The sequence below is a fragment of the Micromonospora sp. NPDC005707 genome, assembly GCF_040631005.1.
Lineage (GTDB): Bacteria > Actinomycetota > Actinomycetes > Mycobacteriales > Micromonosporaceae > Micromonospora.
The window spans coordinates 49,240-68,252 of record NZ_JBEXYR010000015.1 but is presented as its reverse complement, the minus strand read 5'-3'; the positions used below and the strand labels follow the sequence as shown (position 1 = coordinate 68,252).

Below are 19,013 nucleotides of genomic sequence, written 5' to 3'. Positions count from 1 at the left end.
AAGCGAAGGGGGTGCCCGCGCCGGTCGGCGCGGGCACCCCCTTCGGCGACTACCGGCCGGCGCCTGCCTGGCGCCCGGCGACCTCACGGAGGATCTCCAGGTAGCGGCCGAGCTGGTCCTCCCGGAATAGGCCCTCCAGCGCGTTGGCCGGGACAGCCGGGAGCCGGCCGGAACGCTCCTTCACGGCGAGCCATTCCCGCAACTGGGCGGCGATGGCGGGTGGATCGTTGTGGGTGACCCCCGCGCCACGGTCCCGCAGCAGCTTCGCCGCCACACCGCCCTCGTACCCGAGCAGGAGGACAGGGCGGCGCGCGTACAGGTAGTCGAAGATCTTGCCGGTCATCGTGCCGACGTCCCTGGGGTCGTTCCACATCAGCAGGACGAGCGCGTCCGCGTCCGCCTGGATCCGCCAGGACTTCTCCGGGGACACCTGGCCGAGGACGGTGACGGAGTCGGCCACCCCGGCACGCTCGACTGCTGAGCGGACAACCCCGTTGTCGTCCCCGGCGAAGACCACGTGAACGCGGGCGGCGTCAGGGCCGAGCAGGGCGATCGCGTCGAGCAGCGGACCGGGGTCGCGCCTCCCCGGGTAGACGTAGCCGGTATGGGCCAGTGTGAGTGTGGTCGCGGACAGGTCGTTGCCGGCCGGCCCGGACCCGGTGGGCCCCGCGGGTGCGGGCGCCGGCCTGCGGTCGATGCCGTTCATGACCACGTGCGTGTCGACCCCGAACGTCTGACGTAGCGTCTCCGCCAGTGGCTCGGAGACGGTCACGCAGGTCGCGACCGACCGGAGCACCCGGCGTTCCAGCTTCCTGTCGACCGCCAGTCGCGTCGCCGACCGTACCCAGTGGTCGTTGCCGACCGACCAGAGGTCACGGTAGTCGCCAACCCAGGGCACCCCGAGCCGGCGCGCGAGCGATGCCGCCGCCACGAATCCGGAGAAGGGCGGACCGGACACCAGGATCACGTCCGGCCGCCAGTCGCCGGCGGCGTGGTGGAAGCCCCGGACAGCCGGCCGGATCCAGTTGAACTGAGGGTCCGGCAGGAGCAGTTCCATGCCGGCCTTGACGAGCCCGCGGGTGATGCGGTCGCGGGCCCTGGCGGGCCCCGAGCGTGCTCGCGCCGGTCCGCCCGCATGCGGCTCGGCGGCAGGCCGGTTGAGCTTGGGAAGCTTCGGCGCGGGCGCTGTCCGGATCACGCGCTCCTCGGGCACCGGGGTCGGCTCGCCGCCCTGTTCCGCACCGATGGCGGTCAGCACGCGGACGTCCCAGCCTTCGCGAAGGGCCAGAGCGGCGAGCGCCGCCGGCCGGCGCGCGCCGACCGTCTCGGCGGGCGGGAAATGGTAGGAGACAACCAGCAGCCGCAGTGGTCTCTCGGGATTCCGTTGACTGTCGGTCACGGTCGGCCCCCTGGCCGCCAGCGGCGAACGCCCTGCATTGACGCGCACTCCTCTCCTCGCCCGACATCCGGGTCAACGAGGGATGCCCGCTGGGGACATGGCAATCGAGGAGGTGGGAAGCATGGCCAGCCCCGGCGCTCAGGTCGGCGACACGAGCTGCCGAGCCGACTTCAGTCCCGTCCGCACGGCTGGTGACCGTCACGGCCTGTAGCGACATCAGCCGGCCCGCCTACCCCGACGAGTCGGGGATCAGCGCCAGCTTGCGGCGGGCTCAACGACGGCTTCGTGGACTCAACTCAGGAACGGTCGCAGCGCCTCCGCGGCGGCCGTGCCGTCATGCCACCGGCGGACGAATCCCGGCCCCTGCGCGGCCAACCCCGCGTACCGTTCGCGGTCGTCGACGATGCCCGCCATGACGTCCGCGAAGGTGGCCGGCGGGGCATTCACGATCGGCGGCGGCTCCGGCATCACCGCAGTTGTTTCCTCACCCACATAGCCGACGACCAGCCGACCAGCCGCCATCGCTTCCACCGCCGCCACCCCGTAGCTGCCGGTGAGGATCTGGTCGACCACCACATCCGCCCGGGCGATCAACTCCGGCATCGCCTCGTTCGGCACCAACCCCGGGTTCAGATAGCGGATCCGCCCGCGTCGGGCGAGATCCAGTAGAACCGGCTCGATGATCTCCGTGCCCTTGATCGGTGGGGAGGTGCGGCTCGGCCGGTGCAGCACCGTGGGCACGCGGTCCCGCAGCGCCGGCCCGTCTGCTGCCCACACCACCGGGTCGATCGACACCGGCAGCCACGTCGCCCATCCGGCGTCCAGCAGCAGGTCGGGGGTGGACACGAACAGCGGCGCCCCCAACTCCCGGGCGATCTGCCGGTTCTGGCGGGCCCGATCGGCGGTGGTCGCCACCCAGCCCTGCGGCGCGCTCGCGTAATAGGAGAACGGGTGCCTCCGGATGTGCGCCTCGGGGTCACGGAGGTCGGTGCCGTGGGAGATCAACGCCACGGCCAGGCCGTCGCGGCGTAGACGGTCATAGTCGGCGTCGATGTGGACCAGGCCGGGGCGCCCGTACACCGGCAGGAAAGCGTCCACCGCCAGGTGTGTCACCCCCCGCAGGACCCGGTGACGCGTCCACGCCACCCGCCCCCACCCGGGCACCACGCGGTGGTGGGGCAGCCGCCGGTCGACGGGGAACCGAAACCCTCCCCGCTGGAACGGCAACCGGTCCGGAAAGGCGAACGCGACCGCCGGCACGCCGAACACCCGCTGCACCGCTCGCGCCCACTGGTGGGCCTGCCCCGCATAGTTTGCCGGCCCCACCGCGAACCCCCGCACGGTGGCCGTCACCTGACTGCTGCGCACCCGCTGCCTCTCCAGTCTGTTCCCGTTCATCCCGACACCGCGGCCGGCTGCCTGGCGGCGGCCGGCGCCGCGGGGCGGGCCGGGGCCTGCCGGTACAGCCAGGCACCCGCCCACCCGAGCATCCCCGCCGTCACCACCACGACACCGGCCGCGAACAGCAGCCCGGGGATGTGGCCCTTCACCGCCAGCAGCAGCGGATAGCTCACCCCGGCGGCGGAGAGAAACAGCCAACGGCGGCGCAGCCACACCCGCAGCGGCACCCCGACCAGGCGCAGCGACCACCGCACGTAGTAGACGCTGATCGCCGTGCCGGCCGCCGCGTAGCAGGCCACCCCGACGGTGGGCCCCCCTCCGGCCACGCCGATCGCCAGCGCACCGACCCGCACCGCCGTCTCCACTCCCGACAGCAGCAGCAGCCGCCGCAGCTCGTTCTTCACCGTCATCAGGGTCGAGAGCGGGCTGGACACGAACGACGCCGCCAGCCACGGCGCGAGGACCGCAGCCAGCACTCCGGCCTGACGCCATCGGTCGCCGAACGCCGCCGCGAACAGCTCCGGTCCGGCCACCGCCACCAACCCGAAGCACGGCACGGCCAGCATCGCCAGCCCCGAGGCGGTGCGATCCACCGCGTCGCGCAGGTCACCGCCGTCCCGGTCGAGCTGGGCGAGCTTCGGGTAGAGGACAGCGCTGACCGCCTGTCCGACGAGAGCGGTGGGCAGAGTGAGAATGCGGGTGGCGAACGCGAACAGCCCGGACACGGTGACCCCGTAGCAGGCCGCGACGATCGGGGACACCGCGGCGACGCTGAGGGTGTTCAGCACGGCCGGCCCGGTCGACAGCAGGCAGAACTGCCGCCACCGGTGGGCCGTCGCCCACCAGCCGGCCCACCCGCCGCGCGGGATCCGGTCGAGCAGCTGAGCGGCGCACCACACTCGCCCGGCGAGATATCCGCCGGCCAAGCCGATCGCTCCCCACCCCAGCAGCCCTCCGGCGACCTGACCTGCGCCCTGCACCAGCGACGACGAGACGGTGGACCGGGCCACGACAGTGAACCGGTTCCGCCGGGACTGCACCATTCGGCCGACGGCGGCGGCGCCGGTCACCGCCACCGCCGGGGGGATCAGCCACGGCATCACGCCCACGCTGGTTGCGGGCAGAGACGCGTACACGGCGACACCGACCAGCCCGAGGCCGGCCACTGCCGTCACGGCGGCGACGGCGGCCGACGCGACCTCGTCCGCCTCCCGGTCGTCGCCGGCCAACGGCACCGCCATCTCCAGCCGCAGGGTCGCCGCCGTCGCCACGATCATGGACGTCGCGAGGAGCACCGAGAATTCACCGAACTCCCGCGGCGTGTAGAACCGGGCCAGCAGTATCGACGCGGCGACGGCGACGACCTGTGACACGGCGGTGCCGGCCGCCAGGTGGGAGACGTGACGGTAGAACCCGAGGCCACGTATCCGCGATGGGACGCCGCGCACCGTCACCGCCGCGCGGCGGGCTGGGCGGCCTCGGCGGCGTGGCGCTGCAGCAGCCAGCCCAGGACGGCGATCTGCCCGAGCATCAGCCACCACCACGGCCAGGTGAGCACGGAGCTGCTGGCGAGGCTGGTCGCCCCGGTGCCGATCACGCTGAGCAGGATCACCATCCGCAGGTCGAACGCCGCTCCGCGCGCCGCCGGGGGGACGCGGACGAACAGCGCGGTTCGGCAGGCGACGACGAACACCGCAAGCAGCGGCAGGAGCAGCGGTAGACCGAACTCGGCGGCCAGTTCCAGCAGGCTGTTGTGCGCGTCGACGAGCCCACCCACCTCCAGGATCCGCTCCTGCGAGGCGATCGACTCGAACGCGGCGGCGCCGCGACCGATCCCGTGGGATTCGATGAAGATCCGCCATGCGACGCGGGTCAGGTTGAGGCGCGCGTCGTCGGAGTAGACGGTATCGGGGTCGGCGGTGAACGGGGACTTGTAGTCGGCGATGAGCTGCTGCCCCGGCCCGGTCCCGGCGAACGCCCACAGGACGATCCCGGCGGCGATGGCGATGTGGATGGCGCTGATCGTGAACGGGCGGGCCCGCAGCAGGGCGGCGCGGACCAGCCAGAACACCACCAGCGGCAGGGCGATCAGGCTGCCGAGCAGCACGGTGCGGCTCTGCGTGGCGACGGCGAGGACGAACCACAGCATCAGCAGCGGGACGTGCACGTAGCGGGCCGGTGAGCTGCGGGCGGCGATGGCGCTCCAGACCAGGTACGGCAGGCAGGCCAGCAGGTAGCCGGCGTAGTTGTTCGGGTTGTAGAAGGTGCTGGTGACGAGGTAGTCGCCGGTGAGACTCCACGGCCCCTCGATCAGGTGTTGGCGGGTGGCGAGCTCCCAGATCGCGACCGCGGAGGTGATGCAGAAGCCGACGACCCAGCCGCGTCTCATCGCGTGCAGGTTGTCGGGGTGCCCGCCGCTGAGGCCGAGGAGGCACAGCGCCCCACCGATGGCGAGGGACATGAACCACACCTTCTGGCTCGCGGCGCCCTGGTCGGGGGCCCACAGGGTGGTGAGGGGAGCCCACACCACCCAGACGAGGGCGACGACGAGCAACGCGGCGGGGGTGGCTGCCTGGCGGGGGGACCACCGGGCCAGCAGAACCATCGCCGGCAGGAGCGCGAGGGCGACGAGAAGCCAGTAGAAGTTCGGGAACAGGCTCGGCGTGAGGCTTGGCGTGGCGGACATGCCGAGGGAGCCGAGCGCCGGAAGCAGGATGAGGAACGCGCGCCGGATGTGGTGGGCGGCGGGGCCGGCGGTGGACTCAGGGGCTGGTGGCGCCAGGACGGTGCTGGTTGTGGCGTGGTGCCGCCCGCCCGCCCTCGTCGAGGTGTGGGTCATGGCCTTGCTGGGCCGTCCTTTCCTGCCTGGGGACGCGCGAGGGTCAGACCGCTCGATCCGTGCGGTAGCGGGCGAGGTTGGCGGGGTCGAGGAACCACTCGACGGTCGCCTTCAGGCCGTCGTCGATGCCGGTCACCGGCTGCCAGCCGGTGTGCGCCCGGAGCAGGCCGGCGTCGCCGACCAGGCGTTCCACCTCGGACTCCGCCGGGCGGAGCCGGGAATCCGTGACGACCACCTCCGGTTGGGCGCCGAACATGGCGGCAATCCGGCGCACCAGGTCGCCGATGGCGGTCTCCCGCCCCGTCGCCGCCTGGAACACCCGGCCCACGACCTCGGCGTCCGGCGCGGTGCCGACCGCCTGGAACGCCGCCACGGTGTCGGCCACGTAGAGCAGGTCGCGGGTGGTCCGCAGGGCGCCCAGCTCGACCATGCCATCGCCCTTGGCGAGCTGGCTGATGATGGTCGGGATGACGGCGCGGGTGGACTGCCGGGGTCCGTAGGTGTTGAACGGCCGGAGCGTGACCACCGGCAGGCCGAAGCTGAGGTGGTAGCTCTCGGCCAGCTTGTCCGCTCCGATCTTCGAGGCCGCGTACGGGGACTGGCCCCGCAGCCGGTGTGTCTCGGTCATCGGCACGGTGGTGGCTGTTCCGTACACCTCGCTGGTGGAGGTCACCACCACCCGGCCCACGCCTGCCACCCGCGCGCTCTCCAGCACGTTGAGCGTGCCGGTGATGTTCGTGTCGACGTAGGACTGCGGCGCCAGGTACGAGTACGGGATCCCGCCCAGTGCGGCGAGGTGGTAGACGACGGACGCGCCGTCGACCAGCCGTTGGACCATTCCCTGGTCCCGGATGTCCCCGGCGACCACCTCGACCCCCGCGAGCTGGTCCGGGCCGAACGTGTCCAGCCAGCCGTGCGAGCCGGCGCCGTTGTAGTGCACGAAGGCGCGTACCCGGTGGCCCGCGCTGACGAGCGCCTCGACCAGGTGCGACCCGATGAAGCCACCGGCTCCGGTCACCACCACCGGCTCGTCGGCCGTGTGTGCCGTCATGTTCTCTGCTCCTCCACTGTGCCGGTCCCGCCGTGTCCGGTCCCGCCCCGGGACCGCCCGGCCTGGATCAATAGGACGCCGCCGGATCCGGAGCGGCCGCGTGCCAGATCGCCCGGACCGACTCGTTCAGGTCGTGCCGGGGCGACCACCCCAGCACCGAGGTCACCCGCGCGAGGTCGGCGCGCATCCAACCCACCTCCGCCGATCGCGGGGGCGGCGTGCGGTCCTCGCGGAGCCGTACCGCCGCGCCCGCCTCGTCCACCAGCAGGCGGACCGCGGATCGCACGGGCAGCGCCCGCCCGCTGCCGACATTCAGGACGCGGGCCGCGGGAACGCGCACCGCCACGGCCTGCCGGACGGCCGTGGCGACGTCCCGCACGTCGACGAAGTCACGGTGGGCGTCCAGCGGGCCCGTGCGCAGGTCGTCGCCGGGGGCGAGCCGGGTGAGCAGTGCCGCCGCCCGACCCAGCAGCGTCGTCGGGGGCATGCCGGGGCCGATGGGATTGAACACCCGCAGCACGATGGCGTCCACGAGTCCGGCCCGGGCCGCGAGGGCGATGAGCCGGGTCGCGGCCGCCTGGCTCACGCCGTAGTCGCTGACCGGCGCCGGCACCGTGTCCTCGCTGACCGAGGTGCCGAACGGCACCGGGCCGTACTCGGCGGCCGAGCCGAGGCGGACCAGCCGCGCACCGGGCGCGGCGACGGCTACGGCGTCCACCAGCTTCGCGGCGGCCAGCGTGTTCGCCAGCACCAGTTCCTCGGCCGTGCCGGCCACCGCTCCGGCGCAGCACACGACCGCGTCGGGCCGTACGGCACCGAGCAGTTCCCGCAGCGTCTCCCGCGCCGAGCCGGCGAGGTCGCACTCGGCCCGCGAGAGGCACACGAGATCCGTGTCGGCTTCCAGCTCCCGGCGGACGTGGCCACCGATGAAGCCGGAGGCGCCGAACAGCAGTACCCGCGTCATACCGGCGCCGGCGTGCCGGCCGGCAGGAGCATGTCCCGGACGTCGGCGAAGGTTCGGTTCGCCTCGTCGTAGTCCTCCGGGCGGCCGATGTCGAGCCAGTAGCCGTCGAACTCGTAGCCGGCGGGCGGCTCACCCCTGCCCAGCAGGTCCAGGACGAGCTGGTCGAAACCGAAGGGCTGGCCCACCGGGTAGCGGGCAATCGTGCTCCGCGAGAGTCCGTAGACGCCCATGCTGACCCGGTAGTGGAGGACGGGTTTCTCGGAGAACGAGGTCACCTTGTCCCCCGCCAACTCCAGGACACCAAAGTCGATCTTCACGCTCCGCCGGTAGGTGGCGACCGTCAGCGGCGCACCGGAGCGCTCGTGGCTGGCCAGCACGTCCGCGTAGTCGAGGTCGGTGAGGACGTCACCGTTCATCACGAGGAAGTGCTCCGGCAGCCGTTCCCGGATGCCGAAGAGCGGGCCGATGGTGGACAGCGGCTGCTGTTCCTCGACGTAGTCCACGGCGAGGCCGAACCGGGAGCCGTCGCCGACGAAGGCCCGGATCAACGATCCCAGGTGGTTGATGGCCAGGGTGACGTGCGTGAACCGGCAGGCGGCGAGCTGGCGCAGGACGATCTCGAGGATCGCGTAGCTCTCCCCGATCGGCACCAGCGGCTTGGGCAGGGTCGAGGTGTACGGACGCAGCCGCACCCCCGCGCCACCCGCCATGATCACGACGTGCATCGGTTCTCCCGTCCGTCCCCCGCCATACCTCGCTGCCCAACGAACGGAACCTTCGCGAGGGTACGGAGTTGACATGTCAGGCCCCCGTCGTCCGGAATCGAATCAACCTCGCATACACGCCGAATAGCCCGTTCAACGCGAAACCCCGACAAAACTCATTCCGTACCGGTAAGCAGGGAAGGACAGCAGGCCGCCCGGTGGGCGGCCCGGACGCGGGTGATCACCAGGGGAGAACAGATGCCGCGGGAGACAACAACTGCCGAGAACGCAGGCCGGGCCGGCAGACGGCGCAGGGCCGTCCAGCTCCTGGTCGCCGACACGGCGGCGTGGCTCGGCGGAAGCGTGGTGGCGGTGTGGGCCCGATACGAGTTCGACCTGACCCCGGCGCAACTCGCCCGCGCGGTCGCGGTCGGCGTCGCCGCCGCCGCACTGCACCTGGGCGGCATGGCCGTCCGCCGGCGCTACGCGGGCCGCCACCCCCTCGGCAGCCTCGGTGAGATCCGTGGCCTGGCCGCGACCACCGCCGCGACGGCGGCCGTGCTGCTGCTCGCGCTCGCCCCGCTCCCCGAGCGCCCGGTTCCGGCCAGCACGCCGGTCGTCGGGGCGGCACTGGCCCTGCTGCTGATGTTCGGCACCCGCTCCGTCTACCGGCAGCAGCGGGACCGCGCGTTGCGTCCGCGGGCCGCCGACGCCGAGAAGGTGCTGCTCTTCGGCGCCGGTTCGGCGGGCGAGGGTCTGCTGCGCTCGATGGTCAGCGACCCGGCCAGCGACTACCTCCCGGTCGGCCTGCTGGACGACGACCCGGGCAAGCGGGACCTGCGGATCCACGGGGTGCGGGTGCTCGGCGGTCGGCACGACGTGGGGACCGCGGTGCGCCGGACCGGCGCGACCAGCCTCATCCTCTCGGTGGCCAACGCCGACGCCGATCTCGTCCGGCAGATCCGGGAGGCCACGCTGGCCACCGGCGCGGCGTTCAAGGTGGTTCCCCCGGTGCGCGAGCTGGTGAACCACCGGATCACCGTGAACGACGTGCGGGACCTGCAGATCAGCGACCTGCTCGGGCGGCGGCAGGTGGTCAACGACCTGACGCTGGACCACGAGGGGCTGCGGGGGCGCCGGATCCTCGTCACCGGCGCGGGCGGCTCGATCGGCTCGGAGCTCTGCCGTCAGATCATGCGCGCCGATCCGGGCGAGCTCATGATGCTGGACCGGGACGAGTCGGCGCTGCACGCGCTGCAGATGTCTCTCGCCGGCCGGGCGCTGCTCGACAGTCCCGAGCTGATCCTCGCCGACCTGCGCGACGACGAGGGGATCCGACGTATCTTCCAGGAGCGGCGGCCGGAGATCGTCTTCCACGCGGCGGCGCTCAAGCACCTCACGCTCCTCCAGCGGCACCCGGGCGAGGCGGTCAAGACGAACGTGTGGGGCACGCTGACGGTGCTCGACGCCTGCCGGGATGTGGCCCGGTTCGTGAACATCTCCACCGACAAGGCCGCGGACCCGATCAGCGTGCTCGGCTACTCGAAGCGGATCACCGAACGGTTGACCGCGCACGCCGGCGCGCACCACCCCGGCACGTTCCTCAGCGTGCGCTTCGGCAACGTGCTGAGCAGCCGCGGGTCGGTGGTGACGGCCTTCCAGCGGCAGATCGAGGCGGGCCTGCCGGTCACGGTCACCCACCCCGACGTGACCCGCTATCTGATGACGGTCCAGGAGGCGGTGCAGCTGGTCCTCCAGGCCGCCGCCATCGGCCGCGACGGTGAGGCGCTCGTGCTGGACATGGGCGAGCCGGTCCGGATCCAGGACCTCGCCCGGGAGATGATCGACCGGGCCGAGAATCCCACGCCGATCGTCTTCACCGGGCTGCGTCCGGGCGAGAAGCTGCACGAGGACCTGCTCGGCACCGGGGAGGTCGACGTCCGGCCGCTGCACCCGCTGATCTCCCACGTGCCGGTGCCGGTGCTGGACCCCATCGAGGTGGCCGCGCTCGACCCGTTCGACGACCCGCAGAAGGTCATCGCGCACCTCGCCCAGCTGTGCGACCGGGCGTTCGACCCGGCCGAGGACCGGCCGCTCGACGTCGAGCTGTCCCACTGACCCCGGCGCGCGCGGCCCGCCCCGACAGCGGGGCAGGCCGCGGCCCGCGATGCGCCGTGGCCCACGGGTACGGCCGGTAGCAGGGCGAACACATCGAGCCATTGACATGGATGCCGCTCCCGGCCAGGCTCGCGCCTGATGTCCTTCCACCGAAGGAGGCGCGATGAGACCGACACGGCTGGCGATCGCAGGCGTGTTCACCCTGGTCGGCGCGATGGCGCTGACCGCTCCGGCCAGTGCGCGGCCACCGTCCGACCCGGGCGGCCGTGACGGGCTGGAGGTCTACGTCGGCACGGTCGACGCCGGACAGCTGGAGAAGCTGCGGGCGGTCGGTGTCGACCTGGACGAGGACCACCGGTCCGCCGATCCGGCCGGTGCCACCACGATTGAGACCGTGCTCACCCGGCGGACGGCGGCCCGCCTGGCCAGCCAGGGCGTGCCGCTGACCGTCAAGAAGGTCCGCGGCAAGCCGGCCTCCCAGGCGCTGCGCGAGCAGGCCGCGGCCGGCTGGACGGCGTTCCGGTCGTACAGCGAGCCGGGCGGCATCCGGGACGAGCTGACCGCGACCGCGGCCCGGTACCCCGGGCTGGCGAAGGTGGAGACCGTCGGGCGCACGGTGCAGGGCCAGCCGATCCTCGCCGTGAAGGTCACCCGTGGCGCGCGCACGCTGCCGGACGGGAAGCGGCCGGCGGTGCTCTACGCGAGCACCCAGCACGCGCGCGAGTGGATCACGCCGGAGATGACCCGCCGGCTGCTGCACCACGTGCTGGACAACTACGGCGTCGACGCGGAGATCACCCGGCTGCTGAACACCACCGAGCTGTGGTTCCTGCCGGTGGCCAACCCGGACGGCTACGACCACACGTTCACCCCGGGCAACCGGCTGTGGCGCAAGAACCTGCGCGACAACGACGGCGACGGCCGGATCACCGGCGCGGACGGCGTCGACCTCAACCGCAACTTCGCCTACAAGTGGGGGTACGACGACGAGGGCTCGTCGCCGGAGCCGCCCAGCGACACCTACCGGGGCGCCAGCCCCAACTCGGAGCCGGAGACCAGGGCGTTGGACGGGTTGTTCCGCCGGGTCGGCTTCGAGTTCTTCGTCAACTACCACTCGGCCGCCCAGCTGCTGCTCTACGGCGTCGGCTGGCAGGTGAGCACCCCCACTCCGGACGACGTGATCTACGAGGCGATGGCCGGCGACGACGCCCACCCGGCGGTGCCCGGCTACGACCCGGACATCTCCGCCGAGCTGTACACGACCAACGGCGACACCGACGCGCACGCGCAGGTCCGCTACGGCGCGCTCGGCTTCACCCCGGAGATGTCGACCTGCCAGACGGCCGCCGCGTCCGACCCGGACGACCAGTGGCGCCCGGAGGACTGCGTCAGCGGTTTCGTCTTCCCCGACGACGAGAAGCTGATCTCGGCGGAGGTGGCGAAGAACCTGCCGTTCGCCCTGGCCGTGGCGAGGTCCGCGGCCGATCCGGACGACCCGGCCTCGGTGGTCGGCCGGAGCACCCCCGACTTCGTGGTGGACGCGTTCGACACCTCGTACGGGCGGACCCAGCAGGTCGCCTCGATCACCCGGCGGGCCCTGAAGGACGTGCGGATGCACTTCACCGTCAACGGCGGCCGGCCGAAGACGACCAAGGTCCGCGAGTGGCGCGGCGGCGAGCGGTACGGCGACACGAACGACCGCTACTACGCCGAGCTGCGCGGCACGGTCACCGGCACGAGGCCGGGCGACCGGGTGGAGGTCTGGTTCACCGGGGTGAAGCCGCGCAAGGGCCCGGTCGCCAGCGCGCACTTCACCTACCGCGTGCACCCGGACGTCGGCGGTGACGTGCTGGTCCTCGCGATGGAGGACGTGACGGGGATCAGCCCGGCGCAGGACGCCACCACCGCGAAATTTGCGGCCGGCATCGCCGCCGCGGTGCAGAAGGCCGGGCACCGGGCCGACGTGTACGACTTCGACGCGATGGGCCGCAAGGCGCCCCACCCGCTGGGCGTGCTGTCGCACTACCGGGCGGTCATCTGGGAGACCGGGGACGACGTGATCCTCCGCTCCCCCGGGCAGGCCGCCGGCACCACGGCCGAGGCGGCGCTCACCACCGAGCTGGCCGTCCGGGACTACTTGAACGAGGGCGGCAAGGTCCTGGTCAGCGGCAAGTACGCGCTGTTCGCGCAGGGCTCCGACGGCGGGTACGTCTACCGGCCGGGCGCTCCGCCGGAGTGCGTGGACCCCGACGACGTGGCCTGCCTGCCGGTGCTCAACGACTTCCAGCAGTACTGGCTGGGGGCGTACAACTACCTCGGTGACGGGGGCACCGACCCGGCCGGCGACCCGTACCCGGTGCGCGGCGCGGCCGGGGCGTTCAGCGGTTTCGCGGGGAGCCTCAACGCGCCCGGGTCGGCCGGCAACCAGGACCACACGGCCTCGTTCCTCAGCACGTCGAGCTTCCTGCCGCCGGACCGGTTCCCGCAGTTCGCCAGCTCGGCGGCCGTGGACTGGGACCGGCCGGGCGCCGCGCCGTACGACCCGCGCACCGGGGACTGGTACGTGTACAGCGGCCGGGCCGACGAGGCGTACAAGCGGCTGACCCGGACCGTCGACCTGACCGCGGCCACCACCGCGGAGCTGCGCTTCGCCACCTCGTACGACATCGAGGAGAACTGGGACTTCATGATCGTCGAGGCGCACGAGGTGGGCAGCGACGAGTGGACCACGCTGCCGGACGCCAACGGCCACACCCGCCAGGTCACCGGGGAGAGCTGCGCCTCGGGTTGGGTCGACGAGCTGCACCCGTTCCTCGCCCACTACCAGGGCGCGGACTGCTCCCCGGCGGGCACCACCGGCAGCTGGCACGCGGCCACCGGATCGTCCGGCGGTTGGCAGGAGTTCGCCGTGGACCTGTCCGGGTACGCCGGCCGGAAGGTCGAGATCGCCATCTCGTCCGTGTCGGACTGGGGCACCCAGGGCCTCGGTGTCTTCGTGGACGACGCCCGGGTGACCGTGAACGGGTCGGTGGTCTCGGAGACCTCGTTCGAGACGCCCGACCTGGGCGGCTGGACGGTGGCCGGTCCGCCGGCCGGCTCGGGACCCGCGGCGAACGACTGGACGCGGAGTGAGCAGGCGTTCGAGGAGGGCTCGGCGGTCGTCACGGCCGACAGCGTCTACCTCGGCTTCGGGTTGGAGGGGCTGGCCCCGGCGGCCCGGGACGACCTGGTCGCCCGGTCGCTGACCCACCTCACCGGCCGGCCGCGGCGCTGAGCCGGGGGCGGGCACGCCGGCGCTGGTCACCGCGTCGGCGTGCCTGCCCGTACGCCCCGCCCACCGCCCCCGGATGTGGTGAGCTGTACGGGTGGCGGGGCTGGGTCTGGTGCTGCACCCCACCCGGGACGTCTCCGAGGTGGTCGGGATCATCGAGCGGTGGGCGTCGCGCCACCGCAAGACGCTGCTGGTCCGGGCCGAGGACGAGCACCGGGTGCCGTCCTGCGTCGAGCCGGTCCCCGCCGACGAACTGGCCGTCCGCGCCGACGCCCTCATCAGCATCGGCGGTGACGGCACCATGCTGGGCGCGCTGCGCATGGCGGTGCGCGACCCGAAGCCGGTGCTCGGCGTGCACCTGGGGCGGCTCGGTTTCCTCGTGGAGGTCGAGCCCCCGGACCTGCCGGAGGCCCTGAGCCGGCTCGCGGCGAAGGACTTCACCGTCGAGTCGCACGCCTGCCTCGCCTGCGACGTGTGCGGCGACGACGTGGTGGCCTTCAACGACATCGCGCTGGTCCGCCAGCCCGGCTCCGGATTCGTCACCGCGACCCTGGCCGTCGACGGCCAGCGGTACGGCTACTACCGCTGCGACGCGCTGGTGGTCAGCACGCCGACCGGCTCGACCGCGTACAGCTACGCGGCGGGCGGGCCGCTGATCTCGCCGGCGGCGGACGCCGTGGTGGTGACCCCGTCGGCGCCCATGGCGGGCATCTCCCGGGCTGTGGTGCTCGCCCCGGAGGAGAGCATCCGCCTGGACCTCCGGGCGGACACGGCGGCGGTCGCTGTCGAGATGGACGGGCTGGTCATCAAGGAGGCGGCGACCGAGGGCGCGGTGCAGATCCGCTACCGCCGGAACGCGGGCCTGGTGGTCCGCTTCGACCCGCGGCGCTACCAGGAGCGCAACCAGTTGAAGCTGAGCCTGCTCGACCTGCCGTTCCTGCCCGACCAGCTCCGCGAGCTGCTGCCCGAGGAGCTGCGGCGGGACCGCGACCAGCGGGAGCTGGAACCGCCCTGCTGACCGGCCGGGTCAGGCCTGCTTGAGCACCTCGGAGACGAGCGCCCGCGCCTCCTCCTGGATCCGGGTGAGGTGCTCCGTGCCCTGGAACGACTCGGCGTAGATCTTGTAGACGTCCTCGGTGCCGGACGGCCGGGCGGCGAACCAGCCCGACGCCGTGGTCACCTTGAGCCCGCCGATCGGCGCCCCGTTGCCCGGCGCGGTGGTCAGGGTCGCGGTGATCGGCTCGCCGGCCAGCTCGGTCGCGGTCACCTGCTCGGGCGACAGCTTGGCCAGCACCGCCTTCTGCTCGCGGCTGGCCGGGGCGTCGATCCGGGCGTACGAGGGCGCGCCGAAGCGGTCGGCCAGCTCGGCCCAGTGCTCGCTCGGCGTCTTCCCGGTGGTGGCGACGATCTCCGAGGCGAGCAGGCAGAGCAGGATGCCGTCCTTGTCGGTGGTCCAGGTGCTGCCGTCGCGGCGCAGGAAGGACGCGCCGGCGCTCTCCTCGCCGCCGAAGCCGACCGCCCCGTCGAGCAGGCCGGGCACGAACCACTTGAAGCCGACCGGCACCTCCAGCAGCGGCCGGCTCAGATCGGCGGCGACCCGGTCGATCATCGAGGAGGAGACCAGGGTCTTGCCGACGGCCGCCGCCGGCCCCCACTGCTCCCGGGTGCGGAACAGGTGGCCGATGGCCACGGCCAGGTAGTGGTTGGGGTTCATGAGGCCGCCGTCGGGCGTGACGATGCCGTGCCGGTCGGCGTCGGCGTCGTTGCCCGTGGAGATCTGGAACCGGTCGCGGGCCGCGATGAGCGAGGCCATGGCGTTCGGCGAGGAGCAGTCCATCCGGATCTTGCCGTCGCCGTCGAGGGTCATGAACCGCCAGGTCGGGTCGACCGTCGGGTTGATCACCGTGAGGTCGAGCCGGTGCCGCTCGGCGATCTCGCCCCAGTACGCCACGCTCGCCCCGCCCATCGGGTCGGCGCCGATGCGCACCCCCGCGTCCCGGATCGCGGCGATGTCCAGCGCGGCGGGCAGGTCGTCGACGTAGCGGGCGAGGAAGTCGTACTCCCCGGTGGTGTCGGCGGCGCGCGCCCGCCCGTACGGGATGCGCTTCACCTCCTTGAGCCCGGCGGCGAGGATGGTGTTCGCGCGGTCCTGGATCCACTTCGTGACGTCGCTGTCGGCGGGCCCGCCGTGAGTGGGGTTGTACTTGAAGCCGCCGTCGTCCGGCGGGTTGTGCGACGGGGTGATCACGATGCCGTCGGCGAGCCCGGCGGTGCGGCCCCGGTTGTGGGTGAGGACGGCGTGCGACAGCGCCGGGGTGGGAGTGTAGCCGTCGCGGCTGTCCACCAGCACGGTGACGTCGTTGGCGGCGAGCACCTCCAGCGCGCTGGCCTCGGCCGGAGCGGAGAGCGCGTGGGTGTCGCGGGCCAGGAAGAGCGGGCCGTCCAGGCCCTGCTCCCGCCGGTAGTCGCAGAGCGCCTGGGTGACGGCGAGGATGTGGTCCTCGTTGAAGGCGTTGCGCAGGCTCGACCCGCGGTGCCCGGACGTGCCGAAGGAGACCTGCTGCGCCGGGTCGCTCGGATCCGGGTGCCCGGCGTAGTAGGCGGTGACCAGCCGGGGCACGTCGACCAGGTCGGCGGGCTCGGCGGGCTGGCCGGCACGTGGGTGGGCCACGGTGGAACCTCCTGAGCTGGTGCGGGTGGATCAGGCCTCGACGCGCTGGCCCTTGCCGATGACGACGATGCCGTTGTCGGAGACGGTGTACCGCTGGCGGTCCTTCTCCAGGTCGACGCCGATCTCGGCGCCCTCCGGAACGTAGACGTTCTTGTCCAGGATGGCCCGCCGGACCACCGCGTGCCGGCCGATCTCGACACCCTCCATGAGCACCGCGCCGTCGACGTGCGCCCAGGAGTGCACCTTCACCTTCGGCGAGACGATCGAGTTCTCCACCAGCGAGCCCGAGATCACCGACCCGGGCGACACCATCGAACTGACCGCGCGGCCGACCCGCTCGCCCCAGGCGTGCACGAACTTGGCCGGCGGGTACGGCGGCTGGTTGCTGTAGATCGGCCAGTCGAAGTTGTAGAGGTTGAACACCGGGTGCACGTTGATGAGGTCCATGTGCGCGTCGTAGAAGGAGTCGAGGGTCCCCACGTCCCGCCAGTAGCCGCGGTCCCGGTCGGTGCTGCCCGGCACCTCGTTGTCCTTGAAGTCGTAGACGTTGGCCTCGCCGCGCTCGACCAGCATCGGGATGATGCTGCCGCCCATGTCGTGCTTGCTGGTCTTGTCCTCGGCGTCGCGCTCGACCGCCTCGCAGAGCGCCTTCGTGCTGAAGACGTAGTTGCCCATCGAGGCGTAGATCTGGTCGGGCGCGTCGGGCAGCCCCACCGCGTCGGTGGGCTTCTCGCGGAACGCCCGGATCCGCCGGCCGTCCTCGCCGACCTCGATGACGCCGAACTGGTCGGCCATCGACAGGGGCTGCCGGATGCCGGCCACGGTGACCGCCGCGCCGGAGGCGATGTGGTCCTCGACCATCTGCCGGGGGTCCATCCGGTAGATGTGGTCGGCGCCGAAGACGATCACGTGGTCGGGCTGCTCGTCGTTGATGAGGTTGAAGCTCTGGTAGATGGCGTCGGCCGAACCGGCGAACCACCACGGGCCGCGGCGCTGCTGCGCCGGCACCGGGGTGACGTAGTTGCCGAGCATCGTCGACATCCGCCAGGTCTGGGTGATGTGACGGTCCAGCGAGTGGGACTTGTACTGGGTCAGCACGACGATCTTGAGATAGCCGGCGTTCGCCAGGTTGGAGAGGACGAAGTCGACCATGCGGTACATCCCGCCGAAGGGGACGGCGGGCTTCGCGCGGTCGGTGGTGAGGGGCATCAGGCGCTTGCCCTCCCCGCCGGCCAGGACGATCGCGAGCACCTTGGCAGCCATGCTCAGACGCTATCCATACCGCACCGAGTTCACCACTCGTACGGGCACGTTTCCGCACCCGGTGCGGGGCGGGAAAGCGCGCTAGGGTGCCGGTCATGAGCGATTCCGCACGGCTGCGCGTCGACCTGCTCACCCGGGAGTACCCGCCGGAGGTCTACGGTGGCGCCGGGGTGCACGTCGAGTACCTCGCGCGCGAGCTGCGCCGCCTCGCCGACGTGCGGGTGCACTGCTTCGGCGCGCCCCGCGACGAGCCGGGCGTCACCGCGTACGCCGAGCCGGCGGCGCTGGCCGGCGCGAACGCCGCGCTGCGCACCATGGGCGTCGACCTGGAGATGGCCGCCGGCACCGCCGGCACCGACGTGGTGCACAGCCACACCTGGTACGCCAACCTGGCCGGGCACACCGCGAAGCTGCTGCACGGGGTGCCGCACGTGGTGACCGCGCACAGCCTTGAGCCGCTGCGCCCGTGGAAGGCCGAGCAGCTCGGCGGCGGCTACGCGCTCTCGTCGTGGTGCGAGCGGGTCGCGTTCGAGGCCGCCGACACGGTCATCGCGGTGAGCGAGGGGATGCGGCGCGACGTGCTGACCGCGTACCCGGAGGTCAACCCGGACCGGGTGCGGGTCGTCTACAACGGCATCGACACGGCGCAGTACGCCCCGGACCCGGGCACCGACGTGGTGGACCGGCTCGGCATCGACCCGGCCCGCCCCAGCGTGGTCTACGTCGGGCGGATCACCCGGCAGAAGGGCCTGCCGTACCTGCTGCGGGCGGCCCGGGAGCTGCCCGCCGACACCCAGCTCGTGCTGCTGGCCGGCGCCCCCGACACCCCGGAGATCGCCGCCGAGGTGGAGGGCCTGGTCGCCGAGCTGCGGGCCGGCCGCTCGGGCGTGATCTGGATCGCCGAGATGCTGCCCAAGCACGAGGTGATCCAGGTGCTCACCCACGCCACGATCTTCGTCTGCCCGTCCGTCTACGAGCCGATGGGCATCGTCAACCTGGAGGCGATGGCCTGCGAGACGGCCGTGGTGGCCACCGCCACCGGCGGCATCCCCGAGGTGGTCGCCGACGGCGAGACCGGGCTGCTGGTCCCGATCGAGCAGGCCGGCGACGGCAGCGGCCGGCCGCTGGACCCGGAGCGCTTCGTGGCCGACCTGGCGGCGACCATCAACGACCTGCTGGCCGACGAGAAGCGCGCGCAGGAGTTCGGTCTCGCCGGCCGCCGCCGGGCCGTCGAACACTTCTCCTGGGACACCATCGCGCAGCGGACGCTGGAGGTGTACCGGTCGGTGGGCGCCGCCGGCTGACTTGAGCGCGAAGCGATCTCGGGCAGTA

At 72.5% G+C, this 19,013-nt stretch carries 13 protein-coding genes; 4 read left to right on the top strand and 9 right to left on the bottom strand.

Annotation, left to right across the window (positions count from 1 at the left end; translation table 11 throughout):
• Positions 1-49 precede the first annotated feature (49 nt).
• From ABZ452_RS25895 to ABZ452_RS25865, 7 genes are all read right to left on the bottom strand, one after another.
• Positions 50-1,399 (bottom strand): glycosyltransferase, encoded by a 1,350-nt coding sequence (locus ABZ452_RS25895; protein ID WP_357947907.1) that lies wholly within the window; start codon positions 1,397-1,399, stop codon positions 50-52.
• 291 nt (positions 1,400-1,690) lie between these two features.
• Positions 1,691-2,797 (bottom strand): hypothetical protein, encoded by a 1,107-nt coding sequence (locus ABZ452_RS25890; protein ID WP_357947905.1) that lies wholly within the window; start codon positions 2,795-2,797, stop codon positions 1,691-1,693.
• The gene (locus tag ABZ452_RS25885) at positions 2,794-4,173 is read right to left on the bottom strand and encodes an oligosaccharide flippase family protein (RefSeq protein WP_357947903.1); all 1,380 of its coding nucleotides are present in this window, start codon (positions 4,171-4,173) and stop codon (positions 2,794-2,796) included. Before ABZ452_RS25885 ends, ABZ452_RS25890 begins: the two co-directional genes overlap by 4 nt.
• 77 nt (positions 4,174-4,250) lie before the next feature.
• Positions 4,251-5,639 (bottom strand): O-antigen ligase family protein, encoded by a 1,389-nt coding sequence (locus ABZ452_RS25880; RefSeq protein WP_357947901.1) that lies wholly within the window; start codon positions 5,637-5,639, stop codon positions 4,251-4,253.
• Between the two features lie 43 nt (positions 5,640-5,682).
• Entirely contained in the window at positions 5,683-6,690 is a 1,008-nt protein-coding gene (locus ABZ452_RS25875) for an SDR family NAD(P)-dependent oxidoreductase (protein WP_357947898.1), read from the bottom strand.
• Positions 6,691-6,757: 67 nt separating this feature from the next.
• Positions 6,758-7,654 (bottom strand): NAD(P)-dependent oxidoreductase, encoded by an 897-nt coding sequence (locus tag ABZ452_RS25870; RefSeq protein ID WP_357947895.1) that lies wholly within the window; start codon positions 7,652-7,654, stop codon positions 6,758-6,760.
• A complete protein-coding gene (locus ABZ452_RS25865) occupies positions 7,651-8,379 on the bottom strand; it encodes a sugar phosphate nucleotidyltransferase (protein WP_357947892.1) in 729 nt (242 codons plus the stop codon). Before ABZ452_RS25865 ends, ABZ452_RS25870 begins: the two co-directional genes overlap by 4 nt.
• 237 nt (positions 8,380-8,616) lie before the next feature.
• On the opposite strand from ABZ452_RS25865, the gene ABZ452_RS25860 reads away from it, so the two are divergent.
• The 3 genes from ABZ452_RS25860 (at position 8,617) to ABZ452_RS25850 (ending at position 14,765) form a co-directional block, all read left to right on the top strand.
• Positions 8,617-10,476 carry a nucleoside-diphosphate sugar epimerase/dehydratase gene (locus tag ABZ452_RS25860; RefSeq protein ID WP_357947889.1) on the top strand — a complete coding sequence of 620 codons (1,860 nt, stop codon included), beginning with the start codon at positions 8,617-8,619 and terminating at the stop codon, positions 10,474-10,476.
• A 163-nt stretch (positions 10,477-10,639) separates the two neighbouring features.
• The gene (locus tag ABZ452_RS25855; RefSeq protein WP_357947887.1) at positions 10,640-13,750 is read left to right on the top strand and encodes a M14 family zinc carboxypeptidase; all 3,111 of its coding nucleotides are present in this window, start codon (positions 10,640-10,642) and stop codon (positions 13,748-13,750) included.
• Between the two features lie 91 nt (positions 13,751-13,841).
• Positions 13,842-14,765, top strand: coding sequence for an NAD(+)/NADH kinase (locus tag ABZ452_RS25850; protein WP_357947884.1), 924 nt, complete (start codon positions 13,842-13,844; stop codon positions 14,763-14,765).
• Between the two features lie 9 nt (positions 14,766-14,774).
• Here ABZ452_RS25850 and pgm read toward each other — a convergent pair whose 3' ends face one another.
• Positions 14,775-16,418, bottom strand: coding sequence for a phosphoglucomutase (alpha-D-glucose-1,6-bisphosphate-dependent) (gene pgm, locus ABZ452_RS25845; RefSeq protein ID WP_357947881.1), 1,644 nt, complete (start codon positions 16,416-16,418; stop codon positions 14,775-14,777).
• 30 nt (positions 16,419-16,448) lie between these two features.
• On the bottom strand, positions 16,449-17,681 hold the full coding sequence (glgC, locus tag ABZ452_RS25840; protein WP_262283665.1) for a glucose-1-phosphate adenylyltransferase: 1,233 nt from the start codon (positions 17,679-17,681) through the stop codon (positions 16,449-16,451).
• 95 nt (positions 17,682-17,776) lie between these two features.
• Here glgC and glgA point away from each other — a divergent pair, with 95 nt between their 5' ends.
• Positions 17,777-18,985 (top strand): glycogen synthase, encoded by a 1,209-nt coding sequence (gene glgA / locus ABZ452_RS25835; RefSeq protein ID WP_357947878.1) that lies wholly within the window; start codon positions 17,777-17,779, stop codon positions 18,983-18,985.
• Positions 18,986-19,013: the final 28 nt, after the last annotated feature.

Bases quoted from the DNA above. Each gene is read 5' to 3' on its own strand.
- ABZ452_RS25870 (WP_357947895.1), bottom strand. From the start codon at position 7,654: ATGACGCGGGTACTGCTGTTCGGCGCCTCCGGCTTCATCGGTGGCCAC.
- ABZ452_RS25860 (WP_357947889.1), top strand. From the start codon at position 8,617: ATGCCGCGGGAGACAACAACTGCCGAGAACGCAGGCCGGGCCGGCAGA.
- glgC (WP_262283665.1), bottom strand. From the start codon at position 17,681: ATGGCTGCCAAGGTGCTCGCGATCGTCCTGGCCGGCGGGGAGGGCAAG.
- ABZ452_RS25855 (WP_357947887.1), top strand. From the start codon at position 10,640: ATGAGACCGACACGGCTGGCGATCGCAGGCGTGTTCACCCTGGTCGGC.
- ABZ452_RS25880 (WP_357947901.1), bottom strand. From the start codon at position 5,639: ATGACCCACACCTCGACGAGGGCGGGCGGGCGGCACCACGCCACAACC.
- ABZ452_RS25875 (WP_357947898.1), bottom strand. From the start codon at position 6,690: ATGACGGCACACACGGCCGACGAGCCGGTGGTGGTGACCGGAGCCGGT.
- ABZ452_RS25865 (WP_357947892.1), bottom strand. From the start codon at position 8,379: ATGCACGTCGTGATCATGGCGGGTGGCGCGGGGGTGCGGCTGCGTCCG.
- ABZ452_RS25890 (WP_357947905.1), bottom strand. From the start codon at position 2,797: ATGAACGGGAACAGACTGGAGAGGCAGCGGGTGCGCAGCAGTCAGGTG.
- glgA (WP_357947878.1), top strand. From the start codon at position 17,777: ATGAGCGATTCCGCACGGCTGCGCGTCGACCTGCTCACCCGGGAGTAC.